The organism is Lichenicola cladoniae (assembly GCF_013201075.1).
Classification (GTDB): domain Bacteria; phylum Pseudomonadota; class Alphaproteobacteria; order Acetobacterales; family Acetobacteraceae; genus Lichenicola; species Lichenicola cladoniae.
The window spans coordinates 3,636,363-3,649,290 of the sequence record NZ_CP053708.1; the positions used below are offsets into that span (position 1 = coordinate 3,636,363).

The following is a 12,928-nucleotide window of genomic DNA, read 5'->3' on the forward strand; positions in this document are numbered from 1 at the left end:
GGCAGTGCCCCAGCTCGCTACAGCGAGTGCGGGCAAGAGCTGTAAAAGTGAAACGACAAGGTTTATAGTAATGCTTGTTAAACACGCTGGAGCGCGTCACCAGCGTCATTCTGCTTATTAGAAGGGGCGCAGTCGGAATGACGATGGACTTCGATGCTGCGGTTGAGGATGTGACGGCTCATCTTACTTCTGAACGGCAAGCATGGCTGTTTGGAGCAGGCATCAGCTGCCGCTCCGGCCTTCCACTGATGTATCCGCTCACGGAGCTTGTCGCCGCCAACTATGCGGATGCAGCCACAAGCCACCATGCATTGTTTATTGCGCTTAGGTCGAGCCTCCCTGCCAACGCCCATATCGAACACGTCTTGAGCCAGCTCGGCGACTTTATTACTCTGGCGGAGCGGTCAAAGAATCAGACCGCAGCCATCGCCGGAGTAGACCAGGACTTAAGAACCCTTCGAGCGCTCCACGGCAATATCCGTGACGCGATTCGTGACGTCATTCGTCATGGCTATCATCCTGCGGCGGGTGAAGACGCGCCCAAGGTCGCCGCTGACGGCGAGCACGTGGTAACAGTTGATCATCACCGGTCATTTATGCGCACTCTCTTCGCCGCTCGGGACAAAGCCGGGCGGCCAATGCGGCCATTGCACTTTTTTACCCTGAACTATGACACTCTCATCGAAGACGCTCTCGCGCTTGAGCGGATCAGCTTTGCTGATGGATTTAGTGGCGGCGCGATGGCTTATTGGTCTCCTGAAACGGCCTATGCTGAAACGAGCGCCGGCGGTCGGGTAACTGCTCACCTCGTCAAGCTACATGGCTCGATCGATTGGCACGCTGAACCGAACGGCTCGGTGATCCGCTGTCGCGAGGGGTGCGGTTATCCCGATCGTGCCGGCAATGTCCTAATCTATCCGCAGGCTACAAAATACGTTGCGACCCAGCGAGACCCGTTCGCATCCCTATTCGAGCGGCTCCGCAGTGTGTTGCGGTCGTCCGGTCCAATGGTGTTCGCGATTTGCGGTTACAGTTTTGGGGACGAGCATGTCGACCTCCAAATCGAAGAAGCCATGGTCAGATCCGATTGCAAGACGGTGCTGATCGCCTTCGTCCAAGAGGTCAACGCAGACGGCAATCACACTTTGCCGAAACGTCTAGATGAGTGGCTCAGGACGAAGACCTGGGCTAACCGTATCTTTGTCCTCACAAACCGGGGCCTCTACCACGGCAGCACTGTCAACCTTAGCCAGAAGGCCGAGGATCACGAGTGGTGGACGTTTGAAGGGGTCACGCGCTTCCTGGGCGATGGTCCACAGCAAGGCGTCGAGTCGATTGTGCCCATCGTAGCCACCGCTCTTAATAGTGAAGAAGCCCATGCTCCGGGAGCTGCCAAATGAGAACTTTCGACGTCGTGCCGGACCTCAGGATTGGCTCGATTGTCGAGGTTTCAGGAACTACAGCCCGGGTCGAACTCGACGGTGACATTACGGAACTCAGTCGAACCTACGAAGGGCGCGTTTACGCGGTCGGCCAAATCGCGAGCGTCGTAAAGATCCACTTTGGTCGGCGCGTCCTCTTCGCTTACGTTCGCCTTCTGCGCATGCGATCCGAGATGCAGCTAGCGATTGGTGGCCCGCCGCTGCCGCCCGAGCGCGATCAACGGGTCATGGAAATCGATTTATTTGGAGAAGGCATTTGGCACGCCAACAAGAGCAGTTTGGCGTTCGGTCGCGGCGTGACGACTTACCCACTTCCGCTTCAGGGCGTCTACCTCATGTCCCATCAGGAGGTACAGGCTCTTTTCACCGCCGCTGAACAACAGCGCGGCGACGGTGAAGATCCGATGGTGGAAATTGGCCGCTACGTAGGCGCAGAGGCGGCGGTCGCCCGCGCCAACATTAACAAGATGTTCGGCCAGCACTGCGCCATTCTGGGATCGACGGGTTCCGGCAAGTCGGCGACCGTAGCGGCTCTCCTTCATGGCTTGCTGCGTCAGCCCGTCGGAGGTGCGACTTGGCGTCCGCGTGTCGTCGTCATCGACCCGCACGGCGAGTACGCTAAAGCGTTCGGAGACCGCGCCATCGTCTATAGGGCCTATGATTCGAGCGCTGGCGGGGAAGAGGCCGCGAGACCCATCCTTCGGCTTCCCTACTGGCTCATGACGGGCGACGAGTTTCGCTCGCTGGTCATCGGCAAGACCGAGGAAGAAGCCACTACACAAAACAACATTGTCTATAAGGCGCTGGCTCACGCCCGCATGGTCCAACTGAGTCTGATTGAGCCGTCTAGGAATTGGGTCGACAAGCAGACCGTCATTTCCCCGGACGATCCTCGGCCGCTAAAGCCGGAATACTCCGACAAGGTCACGGGGTTTGATAGAGATTTGCCGTTCCCATTCTCGCTCGATGAGTTCGTCGCTCACATTTTTGAAGAGCAAGGCGTAACTGTTGATGCCAAGGGCGCGGCCAAACGAAAGTCTGCCACGGACTCGAAGTCCCACCGCTCGATACTTGACAAACTCAATGTCTTACGCGCCGACCCGCGCTTGTCTTTCCTACTCAAGAACTTTGCTGTGGACGATCCGGACCTCGCCGCGATCATTGAGCAGTTTGTCGGCGGAGGAGCTGCGGAGGAGCGCAAAGATATTCGGATCATCGATATTTCTGGCCTCCCGAACGAAGTTGCCGGTCCCCTGACGGCAGTCATCGCTAGGCTGCTGTTTCAATACAAGGTCTGGCAGACGCGCGAAGAGCGCGAACGCGATCCTGTGTTACTCGTTTGCGAAGAAGCTCATCGGTACGTCCCCAACCATGGTCAGGCTGAGTACGAGACGGCACAGACTGCGGTGCGACGCCTAGCCCGGGAAGGCAGGAAGTACGGCCTCGGCTTAATGCTGGTCTCGCAGCGCCCTGCGGATGTCGAGAGTACCGTACTCTCTCAGTGCAACAGTTGGATTATCCTGCGCCTCACAAACTCGGTTGACCAAGAGCACGTCGGACGGTTTCTGCCCGACAGCCTTGCAGGACTAACAAAGCTGTTACCATCATTGGTAAGGCGCGAAGCAATTTTTGTCGGTGAAGCTGCGGCCATTCCTGCAAGAATCAAAATTCGCGAACTGGCCGAAGATCAACTTCCAGACTCAAACGACATCAAGTTCGCGGACGGCTGGGCGAAGCCTCCCATCAGTCGTGAAGCGATCGAAACGGTAGTGAAGCGCTGGCGGCGTGAACCCTAAGAGGACTGACCTGAAGCACTAATCCGTCCGAGTATCTGATCACGGTGTAGGGCAAGAGTTCGCTCCTGGCGCATAGAGTCGCATCCTATCGCTATTACGGCGGTGTTTTCCAAAGGTAGTCGCTAGCCGAGCATTCGACGCCCTCAAGGTTGAGCCGCTCAAGCAGCAAGCGCCCGTCGATGGGATCGATCGTGGGCGCAACATAGATTCCTTTAATTTTCCGGTTTCGCCCGTTCATGAGGCTCAGACTGTTCGCGTCGCGCATCGAGTGACCGATGACTATTGGCCGGGACGTCTTCAGCACGTCCTCAACCGCAACCCAAAAAAGCCTGTCCATCCGCGCACGATCCGCATCGGCGGTGCTTAGAACGAGCGTCGTCGGGCGGTCCATCGACCCATCGATCTTAAAGATCGTGACCGCCGGCTTTGCATCGCCTTTCACATAATCACCTGGCGTTCGCACGGCATATGGGATCGCGAGCATTTCGCAAGCGTGCTCGAACAGCCGGTCGTAGTTGGTGGTCAGGATGATGGGAAACCGCTGCACCGCCGCCACGTGAGCCAGCGTAGGCTCGACGGGCAGAGGCGGATTGAGGAGTTCGCCGACGATACTGAGGCTTCGGGCGCGTCCGAGCGTCGTTTCGGCCACCTCGAATAACTGAGCTAGGCTGTGGCGTGACGTCTGGTCTGAATCAAGGCCGAGAGCCTGGCCGACAACTCCCGCCAAGGCGTTTGCGCTCGGATAGCCGGCACTGAGCGACAATCCTGCGCCAGCGAACAGAACCTCGGGCGGCGCGGCAGCGTCTCTCGGAGGCGTCGGCGGTGCTCGGCTCGCGGAGGTAAGCTCGACTGGCGATTGCGCTGCTATCTTCGAGACTTGAGTTTCTACCGCGGTGCGCAGGTATGAGCTGGTGAACACGTCAAGCAACGCCTGGAATACTTTTCCTCTCAGGTCAGATGCAAGATTGAACTCGGTGCGAAATAAACCGCTCTTCCAGTCGGCGATTTCCTTACGGAACTTGTCCCTCAGAATCGCATCGTCGCTGGTCGAATCTGCCCCGTACTTTAGCTTCTTGAAGAAAGGCAGGATCGGTATCCCCTGATCTTGGGCGACGTCGATCTCGAGATGGGTAACGGACTTGCCTTTGTCGGCGCCATAACCGCCCATCGGTATCCAGCCATACCGTTCACCTTGGATCAGAATGCAAATTAGGGAAGTTCGAATTTCTGGCTCCAGGACGTCCCAGCTTGTGCCGCCGTTCGGGAGGATGCCTTCGGTGTTCACCGGCTCGAAATTAAGGCTCTTGATAACCTCGACGACTGCCTCACGCTCGTTAGCGAGGTCGTCCATGGTGCTGCTCACGAACACTCGGATCTTCGCCGGCATGCAATCCCTCCACCCGCAGTTCCAATAGCATAGTTTAACATCTGCTTGCGATTCCGCGATTGGAGTTGCTTATGGCTCAACCGCGAACTCTGGAGCGCCTTTCGTGCAGTTTTGAGTTAGGCTTAACCGTCGCATAGAACTTGGTCCTTAGGTACGGCTTCGGAATGTGAGAACGATGCCGCTATCAGGGCCTAGTTTCCAGCGAGAAATGGACTTCTGCTTCTGGCGCCACCCCGACGTATCGGACTGCACTTCGCAATGGCCGCGCTCAGAAAGTGGCGAAGGCCGCCTCAACGGCCGACATGAGCGCAAACCGGTCATTCAGGTTGCTCATCCTCCATCTCCGCTACTCACTCAGGATCACGATTGACTCTGGGCATCGCCTACGGCTTTTCTTGAACAAGAATGGCGGACACGCTCAAAGGTCAAGGATGGGATCTCTACTCTGTGGGCGCAACAAGCAGTCGTCACTTGAGACGGCGAGCACGCAGTCTTCATCTTCGAGTCATCCAACTCCATCAACAGCAGGGCTCGCGCTCGAATACGGACGACGGTCGGTCTCATGGTCGGCCGGCCCGATGATACGGGTGGCCGGTGCTGATCGCCCTCGCCCGGTAAAGCTGTTCCGCCAGCAACCCCCGCACCAGCATGTGCGGCCAGGTCATCGGGCCTAGCGACAGGCTGGTGTCCGAGCGGGCCATAACCGTCGCGTCCAGGCCTTCGGCGCCGCCGATCAGGAAACACAGCGGACGGGCACTGCCGAGCCAAGTTTCCAGCCGCTGCGAGAACATCACGCTGTCCGGACGTTCGCCGCCTTCGTCGAGTGCCACCACCAGCGCGTTTGTCGGCAGGCAGGCCAGCAGCGCCTGCGCCTCGCGACGCTTGATCTCGACCGGAGCCCCACGGCCTTCGGCGACCTCGATCATCTCCAGCTTCGGGTTCAGGCGCTGCTGGTAGCGTTCCAGCAACGCCCGCTCCGGGCCGTCCTTCAGCCGTCCGACCGCGATCAGGCGCATGGCGGTCGGAGGCCGTTCCTACGAATTGACGGGCTGTTCGGCTTCAGCTTCGGCCTCGGCCGGCTCGTCGAGGTCGGCGCCCCACATGCGCTCCAGCCCGTACAAGGCCCGCGCTTCCGGCTTGAACAGATGCACGACGATGTCGCCGGCATCGAGCAGCACCCAGTCCGAGCTGCCGGCGCCCTCGATCAGCACGCGCTGCTTGAGGCCGACTTCCTTGAGCTTGGTCTCCAGATGCGTCGCCATCGCGCTGATCTGGCGGTCGGCGATGCCGGTCGCGATCACCATCCGGTCGGCGAACGAGGCGCGGCCGGTCAGGTCGAGCGTGACGATGTCCTCGCCCTTGTCGTCGGCCAGGCTCTCGGTGATGACGCCGAGATACTTGTCCAGTGCCGCGACATCGAGCGGCTCGCGCACGATTTTGCGGCCCCGCGCGCCCTGCGGTCCGGCAACGACGGCCTTCTTGCGGGCGGTGCCAGGAGCCTTGGCGACTTCGGCGAGGGATGCGGACGGCATGGACGCGCCGGCTGCACGGGTGGGCTTGCCGGTTTCGGCAATGGGCTTCCTGGCGATGATAAGTCTCCTGCCGGACATGATTCTCGATCACGGCCTGCATCATGAAAGGTCTGGGCGATGGTGGTCTGGTGCGCCTTATCGGCTTCTCCGGCGCCAGGGCCAAGCATTGCGTTGCACAGACCCCCTAGGCAGTCCCGGAAGAGCCGTTCGCCAGGCGCAGCTTGGTCGCGGAAATGTCGGTCTGGGGAGCGGTCAGGAACACCCAGGCGGGTGCGGGACGGTCGGCTAGGACCGGCGCCTCGCGGGCCGGCCGCCGGTCATGCCGTAGCATCAGCGCCGCCCGACCGGCCAGTGCGCGGTGGTTGTAGGACGGGCGCGGCAGCACGGCGATCGGCACCGCGCGCACCACTTCCCGCCAGCGCCGCCAACGCGGCAGCTCGGCCAACCCGTCGGCGCCCATCAGCCAGACGAACTGGATCCGCGGGAAGCGCCGCTTCAGGCCGCGTATGGTGTCGACCGTGTAGCGGGTGCGCATGATGCGCTCGATGTCGGTGGCGATGATGCGCCGCCCGTCCACCAGCGCCTTGGCGCCGGCCAGGCGGGTGGCCAGCGGCGCCATGCCGTGGCGCGGCTTCAGCGGATTGCCCGGCGAGACCAGCAGCCACACCTGGTCGAGCTGCAGATGCGCCAGCGCCTGCCGGGCGACCAGCAGATGGCCGTGATGCGCGGGATTGAACGACCCGCCCAGCAGGCCGACCCGGAGGCGGCGGGTGTCTCCGGCGGGGGGGATGCGGCTCACGGTCGGATCTGGCCGGACCCGATCACCTCGTAGCGGAAGATCGTCAGTTGCTCGAGGCCGACCGGTCCGCGCGCATGCACACGCCCCGTGGCGATGCCGATCTCGGCGCCGAAGCCGAACTCGCCGCCGTCGCAGAACTGCGTCGAGGCGTTCCACAACACCACCGCGCTGTCGGTGCCGGCCAGGAACCGGCACGCCACCGCCTCGTCCGCGGTCACGATCGCCTCGGTATGCGCGCTGCTGTGCCGCGCGATGTGCGCCAATGCCGCATCGACATCCTGCACTACCGCGATCGACAGCACCGGGCCCAGCCACTCGGTATCGAAATCGGCCGGGGAGGCAGCGACGAGCCCGGGGACGATGGCGCAGGCGGCCGGGTCGGCGCGGAAATCGCAGCCGAGTGCGGCCAAATCGTCGACGATCATCGGCAGCAGCGAACCGGCGATCGCCTCGTCGATCAGCAGCGTCTCGGTCGCGCCGCACACGCCGGTGCGGCGCATCTTGGCATTGGCGATCAGCGCGCGCGCCATCTCGGGGTCGGCCGCGCGATGGATGTAGGTGTGGCAGAGCCCCTCGGCATGGGCGAGCACCGGCACCCTGGCCTCCCGCTGCACCCGCTCGACCAGCGATCGGCCGCCACGCGGGATGATCAGGTCGATCAGCCCGGCGGCGCCGAGCATGGCGGCGACATGGGCACGGTCGGCGTCGGGCGGGATCTGCACGCACGCCTCGGGCAACCCGGCCTGCACCAGGCCCTCGACGATGGCGGCGTGGATCTCGCGCGCGCTGCGCAGGCTCTCGGAGCCGCCGCGCAGGATCACCGCGTTGCCGGATTTCAGGCACAGCCCGCCGGCGTCGGCGCCGACATTGGGACGGCTCTCGTAGATCATGCCGATGATGCCGACCGGCGTCGCCACCCGGCGGAACCGCAAGCCGTTCGGCCGGGTCCATTCCGCCAGCACGCGGCCAAGCGGATCGGGCAGTGCCGCGATCTCGTCGAGGCCCCGCGCCATCGCCTCGATCCGTGCCGGGTTAAGGGTCAGCCGGTCGCGGAAGGCGTCGGAGGCGGTCGAGGCCGCGACGTCCAGCGCATTGGCGGCCAGGATGGAGGCGCTACGGGCACGGATCGCCGCCGCCGCCGCGGTCAGCGCATGGTTGCGGGTCTCGCCGCTCGATTGCGCCAGCACGCGGCTCGCGGCACGCGCCCTGGCGGCTGCTCCGGCGATCCAGCTCTCGTCCAAATGCATCACGCCCCTGTCCTCGGCACCCGGTCCGGCTTCAGGCGGCCTTGGCTTGGACCAGCGTGGCCAGGTCGCCGACATTCTTGAGCTGGTCGACCTCGCGCGAGCGGAGCTTGATGCCGAACTGCTGCTCGACGCTGATGATGATGGTCACCATCTTGATCGAATCCCAGCCGGCCACCTGCTCGGCCGACGTGGTCGGGGTCAGCCTGATGGTGTCGTCGCCGAACACCTCGTGGAACACTTCGGTCAGGCCTGCATAAACTTCTGCTTCCGTCGCCACGTCTGAAACTCTCCTGGATGGTGGTAGGCGACGCGGTCAGGCGCCCTCGGTCACTGCCATGTAGCTGTCTGCCGGCACGAAGTCATGCAGCCGCAGGCGGGCCAGGTGTCCGCCATGCGCCTGGGCCGCATGGTCCGAGAAGCCCAGCCTGGCGTAATGGCCCGCCACCATGCCGTTCTTCGCAGTCGGGATGTATTCGCCCACCAGCGTCTCCGCCCCGGTCGCCGCGGCGGTCCGGGCGATCAGCGCCAGGGTGGCGTCCTCCACGCCGCGGCCGAGCACCCGGCACGACATCAGCCAGGTATCGATGTGGCACACCCTGGCCGCGTCGACCTGGCCGATCACGATGGCGATGATGCCGTTATCGCCGAAGCGGTCGAGCAGCCGGAGCTGCAGACCGAACGCGTTCGGATCCTCCATCAGCGTCGCCACCTGCTGCTCGGTCCGGCGTCGCGTGGTCAGGTTGAACTGGTTGGTCTTGTTGATGAGCTGGACGATCCGGCCGAGCCCGATCCGGTCGAAGCGGCGCCACACCAGCTGCATGTCGAGGCTGCGCAGGTAGGCCGGCATGTCGGTCGCCGAGCTTTCCAGCGCCGCCCGCTCGCGGTTCGCCTGGTACTGCACGGTGCGGGCGCGATCCTCGCCGGTGATCGACAGGCCCTCGAAATAGCCGGCATCGGCCAGCACCTGCGCCATCAGGGCGGGGTCGTCGCCGGGTATTTCCGGCACGCCGACTTCAGGCAGTTCGGCGCGCACCAGGTTGCGCTCGAACGGGTTGTCATCGAGGAACACCAGGCTGTCGAGGCCGATACTCAGGTCCGCGGCGATGCGGCGGAGGTTGGTCGCCTTGTCGTCCCAGTTGGCGACGAACGCCGATATGTCCGAGCGCTTCAGCAGCATCTCCGGATGCCTCTCGAACGCCGACAGCGCATTGGCCTCGTCGTTCTTGGAGCACACCGCGAGGATCACGCCGCGCTTGGCGAGCGACTTCGCATAGGCCTGCACCGACAGGAACGCCTCGCCGAGCGCCGAGCCCTGGCCGATCGCGATCCCCTCCAGCCCGTCATCGCCGATCACCCCGCCCCACAGCGTGTTGTCGAGATCGAGCACGAGGCACTTGGACGAGCGACCCTGGAGTGCTGCCACCAGCCGCCCGACCATGTCGCCATAGACCGGCGCCGCGACCGGGGTGATGTCCTGCTTGGCGCGGTGCCACAGCACGGGGTCGTGCCAGTCGGCGATACCGTCCCGCGCCGACGCATCGTCCAGCGCCAGCAGATGCACGCCCGCCTCGTCCGCCGCCGGGCGCAGCGCCGCGTTCAGCCGGGCGATCAGTCGAAGCGGCGAGCCGGACAGACGCTGTTCGTTGTTGCCCATCAGCGTCGGCAGGGTCGGCATCACCGTCTGCTGGATGACCGCCGCGCCTATCGACCTGGCCAGCGACCAGCATCGACGCATGCGCGACAATTCGTCTTCGAGTGCCGCGTCGGCGCCGGCCTGATCGGCGGCGACATCGAGGCCGGCGGTCACATGACGGCTATCGAACGACAGCAGCACGATATCCGGCCGGAAACGGTGCAGTTCCGCATCGACGTCGGCGAGTTCCTGTTGATACTGGCCATACTCGCCCTCGTGCAGGGTCAGCCAGATGTTGCGCCTGAGTGCCGCGACCCGGATCGGAGCCAGCAGATGCACCGTGGTGGAGGAGCCGAGGACCGCCAGCCTGACCGGCCTGGTCGCCAGCCCGGGCGGCGGCGCGTCGGCGAAATGACGTTGCAGCAGCCGGTCCAGGCGTTCGGTTTTCAGGAAGTCGAGGCGGTGGTTGGCGAGTGCCACCAGATCCGCCCAGGCCACCGCTCCGGCGGCCTCGAGCGCCTTGATCCGGGGCACGAAATCGGTGGGTTCCGGCAACCAGGCGAGGCTAGGCTTGGGCATCGAGACCTCGAACGGGCTGGCCCGCATCGTTCCTGCCACGTGGCCGGGTGTCAATTCGCCGGACCTGGCGTGGGCGGCGCATGAACTCGGCGCTCGGCAAGCCGGTGCGGAATCTGATCGGCGGCGTCGTGTTCGTGCTGGCGGTCATGGCGCTGGCGATCACCGGTTATGTTTCGGTCGGCTGGAGCTTCGGCGACGCGCTCTACATGACGGTGCTCACCGTGTTCACCGTCGGCTACGAGGAGGTGCACGCCGTCCAGGGGCCGGAGCTCCGGGCGATCACCATCGGCCTGATCGTGCTCGGCTGTTCCGGCACGATCTTCCTGACCGGCGCGCTGGTCCAGTTCATCACCTTCAGCCAGCTCAACGAGATCCTGGGAACCCGACGCATGAAGAGCCAGATCGAGAACCTGTCAGGCCACATCATCATCTGCGGCTATGGCCGCATCGGCCAGATGCTGGCGCACGAACTGGTTGCCGGCCAGGTGCCGTTCCTCATCCTGGAACGCAACCCCGAGCGGATGGCGGGCGCGCAGGCACAGGGGTTCCTTTGCCTCAACGCGGACGCGACCGACGAGGAAACGTTGCAGCGCGCCGGCATCCTGACGGCGCGCGCCCTGGCCACGGTGCTGCCCGACGATGCCGCCAACGTGTTCATCACGCTGAGCGCCCGCAGCCTGAACGCGAAGCTCACCATCATCGCCCGCGGCGAGGCACCGTCCACCGAACGCAAGCTGCTGCAGGCCGGTGCCGACAGGGTGGTGCTGCCGACCCATATCGGCGCGGAACGCATTGCCGAGATCATTCTCTACCCGGAACTCTCCGAGGCGCTCCGCCGGCCATCGGAGAACCAGGATGCCGCGACCGGCCTGCGCCGGCTCGGGCTCGAGCTGCATGTGGTCGCGGTCGAGGAAGGCAGCCCGTTCGACGGCCGCCGGATCGCCGAGATCGAGCGGCGTGCCGAGAACGGTTTCCTGATCCTGTCGGTTCAGGCCGGCCAGAACGAGGAGCCGAAACGCGCCGAGCCGAACATGCGGGTCGGCAAGGGTTCCGGCCTCACCCTGGTCGCCCGCACCGGCCGGGCGGTGGCACTGGACGGGTTTCGCGCGCCAGTGCGAACTGGCCGCGGCGGGCCGATCAGACGGTGAGCTCCGGCCGGAATGCCCATGGGCCGCGAACCAACGCGGCTACGGCACCTGGTCCCGGCACGTCATGATCCATCAAAAATGGTGAACACAGGCCGAGCCCGGTGCGGTGCGCTAAAAAGAGACTTGGATTCGTTTCGCGTTCTACGTTACGTTTTAGCCGCTATTCCCAAAAAGGATACGATGTGGCAGGGGCGGGGAGGGGCATTCCGAGTTTGACCGGGGTCCGGGGTATTGCCGCGGTCTGGGTATTTCTCAGCCACTTCTATGGCCTCGCCGCTTGGGTCTTGGCTGCCCCTTCACTTCTCCACTCGGTGTTCCTGTTCAACGGCTTCCGTGGCGTCGACCTGTTCTTCGTATTGTCCGGCTTCATCCTGATGCACGTGCATGCCGACCAGTTCAGCAGCATTCGGCGTGATGATCTGCGCCAGTTCTTCCTGGCTCGTTTTTTTCGCGTCTATCCGCTCAACACCGCAATGCTTCTGGCAATGCTGGTCGTGGTCGTTCTGTTACCCGGCTATGTCGCGACCGAGCGCAGCTGGACCGATCCGCACGCTGCCTACCGGGCGCAGAACCTTTCGTTTCCCGGCTTCGTGCAGACGCTACTGCTCGTGCAGAGCTGGACAGTGCTCAAGCTTGGGGAATGGAATATCGTCTCCTGGACATTGAGCGCCGAGGTGCTCGGCTACCTACTGTTCCCAGCCATGGCTTGGGGGCTGATGCGTGAGCGGTCGGCATCTCGTTGCGTGTTGTACGCAGTGCTCAGTCTCGTCGTGCTGACGGCAATCCTGTTCGTGGCTCACCATGCAAACAATAACCCCACGGGTACTTTCGGCTCGATACGAATGATCTTCTGCTTCCTGGCCGGGATCGCGTTGAATCGCGCCTACCAGATTGCCGGGGATCGCTGGGTGCCGGCTGCCGTGCCGATGACCGTCGCCGCGTGCCTGTTTCTCTTGATGACCTGGTTCGTGCCGGTCCTGCCGGTGCTCGATGTATTCGGGTTTGCCGCTCTCATACTCGGGCTCGCCTACCAGCGCGGCCCGATCGATGCGATGCTATCGTCGAAGCTGGCGATATCCCTCGGGCGCATCTCGTTCTCCTTCTACCTGGTGCATTTCATGATCATCAAGCTCGTGAGCTGGTCCGCCGGCGAATGGCTGGCAATGCAGTCGCTGAGCGTTCGTATCGCCGGGCTCTGCGGCGTGGTGTTGATGTGCCTCGTGGCCGGTATCGTCTGCTATCGGCTGGTCGAGCAGCCGTCGCAGCGGCTGGGACGGAAAGTCACTGCCGGTTACCGGGTGACGATCGAACGCCGAGGCGACCGAAAGCGGCTGGCGCTGCCTTTAGGGGCAGCCGGCGACTGAT

General features: G+C 63.5%; 11 protein-coding genes. 4 read left to right on the forward strand and 7 right to left on the reverse strand.

All coding sequences use genetic code 11. The features are described from left to right. Window positions 1-143: 143 nt before the first annotated feature. Window positions 144-1,400, forward strand: a complete 1,257-nt coding sequence (locus HN018_RS16455; RefSeq protein ID WP_171833056.1) for an SIR2 family protein — start codon at window positions 144-146, stop codon at window positions 1,398-1,400. After that, window positions 1,397-3,238, forward strand: coding sequence for an ATP-binding protein (locus HN018_RS16460; RefSeq protein ID WP_171833055.1), 1,842 nt, complete (start codon window positions 1,397-1,399; stop codon window positions 3,236-3,238). Before HN018_RS16455 ends, HN018_RS16460 begins: the two co-directional genes overlap by 4 nt. Window positions 3,239-3,332: 94 nt before the next feature. Here HN018_RS16460 and HN018_RS16465 read toward each other — a convergent pair whose 3' ends face one another. From HN018_RS16465 to HN018_RS16495, 7 genes are all read right to left on the reverse strand, one after another. Beyond that, on the reverse strand, window positions 3,333-4,625 hold the full coding sequence (locus HN018_RS16465) for a DUF4062 domain-containing protein (RefSeq protein ID WP_171833054.1): 1,293 nt from the start codon (window positions 4,623-4,625) through the stop codon (window positions 3,333-3,335). Window positions 4,626-5,185: 560 nt separating this feature from the next. Then, window positions 5,186-5,641, reverse strand: coding sequence for a 23S rRNA (pseudouridine(1915)-N(3))-methyltransferase RlmH (locus HN018_RS16470; protein WP_171833053.1), 456 nt, complete (start codon window positions 5,639-5,641; stop codon window positions 5,186-5,188). 18 nt (window positions 5,642-5,659) lie between these two features. Next, window positions 5,660-6,157 carry a ribosome silencing factor gene (gene rsfS, locus HN018_RS16475; RefSeq protein ID WP_171833509.1) on the reverse strand — a complete coding sequence of 166 codons (498 nt, stop codon included), beginning with the start codon at window positions 6,155-6,157 and terminating at the stop codon, window positions 5,660-5,662. A gap of 184 nt (window positions 6,158-6,341) precedes the next feature. Further along, window positions 6,342-6,956 carry a nicotinate-nucleotide adenylyltransferase gene (locus HN018_RS16480; RefSeq protein WP_171833052.1) on the reverse strand — a complete coding sequence of 205 codons (615 nt, stop codon included), beginning with the start codon at window positions 6,954-6,956 and terminating at the stop codon, window positions 6,342-6,344. Next, a complete protein-coding gene (locus HN018_RS16485) occupies window positions 6,953-8,203 on the reverse strand; it encodes a glutamate-5-semialdehyde dehydrogenase (protein ID WP_239479327.1) in 1,251 nt (416 codons plus the stop codon). The genes HN018_RS16480 and HN018_RS16485 overlap by 4 nt, the downstream gene beginning before the upstream one ends. Before the next feature lie 31 nt (window positions 8,204-8,234). Continuing rightward, window positions 8,235-8,480: an acyl carrier protein gene (locus tag HN018_RS16490; RefSeq protein WP_171833050.1), complete on the reverse strand. Its 246-nt coding sequence runs from the start codon at window positions 8,478-8,480 to the stop codon at window positions 8,235-8,237. Window positions 8,481-8,516: 36 nt separating this feature from the next. Continuing rightward, entirely contained in the window at window positions 8,517-10,415 is a 1,899-nt protein-coding gene (locus HN018_RS16495) for an HAD-IIIC family phosphatase (RefSeq protein WP_171833049.1), read from the reverse strand. An 80-nt stretch (window positions 10,416-10,495) separates the two neighbouring features. Between HN018_RS16495 and HN018_RS16500 the strand changes: the two genes are divergently transcribed. Both HN018_RS16500 and HN018_RS16505 read left to right on the forward strand, forming a co-directional pair. Continuing rightward, window positions 10,496-11,563, forward strand: a complete 1,068-nt coding sequence (locus HN018_RS16500; RefSeq protein WP_171833048.1) for a potassium channel family protein — start codon at window positions 10,496-10,498, stop codon at window positions 11,561-11,563. 182 nt (window positions 11,564-11,745) lie between these two features. After that, a complete protein-coding gene (locus tag HN018_RS16505; RefSeq protein WP_171833047.1) occupies window positions 11,746-12,927 on the forward strand; it encodes an acyltransferase family protein in 1,182 nt (393 codons plus the stop codon). Window position 12,928 lies beyond the last annotated feature (1 nt).

What these genes read in the sequence shown, in the direction of transcription:
- HN018_RS16455 (WP_171833056.1), top strand. Translation starts at nt 144, where the DNA reads ATGGACTTCGATGCTGCGGTTGAGGATGTGACGGCTCATCTTACTTCT.
- HN018_RS16460 (WP_171833055.1), top strand. Translation starts at nt 1,397, where the DNA reads ATGAGAACTTTCGACGTCGTGCCGGACCTCAGGATTGGCTCGATTGTC.
- HN018_RS16465 (WP_171833054.1), bottom strand. Translation starts at nt 4,625, where the DNA reads ATGCCGGCGAAGATCCGAGTGTTCGTGAGCAGCACCATGGACGACCTC.
- HN018_RS16470 (WP_171833053.1), bottom strand. Translation starts at nt 5,641, where the DNA reads ATGCGCCTGATCGCGGTCGGACGGCTGAAGGACGGCCCGGAGCGGGCG.
- rsfS (WP_171833509.1), bottom strand. Translation starts at nt 6,157, where the DNA reads ATGCCGTCCGCATCCCTCGCCGAAGTCGCCAAGGCTCCTGGCACCGCC.
- HN018_RS16485 (WP_239479327.1), bottom strand. Translation starts at nt 8,203, where the DNA reads ATGCATTTGGACGAGAGCTGGATCGCCGGAGCAGCCGCCAGGGCGCGT.
- HN018_RS16495 (WP_171833049.1), bottom strand. Translation starts at nt 10,415, where the DNA reads ATGCCCAAGCCTAGCCTCGCCTGGTTGCCGGAACCCACCGATTTCGTG.
- HN018_RS16500 (WP_171833048.1), top strand. Translation starts at nt 10,496, where the DNA reads ATGAACTCGGCGCTCGGCAAGCCGGTGCGGAATCTGATCGGCGGCGTC.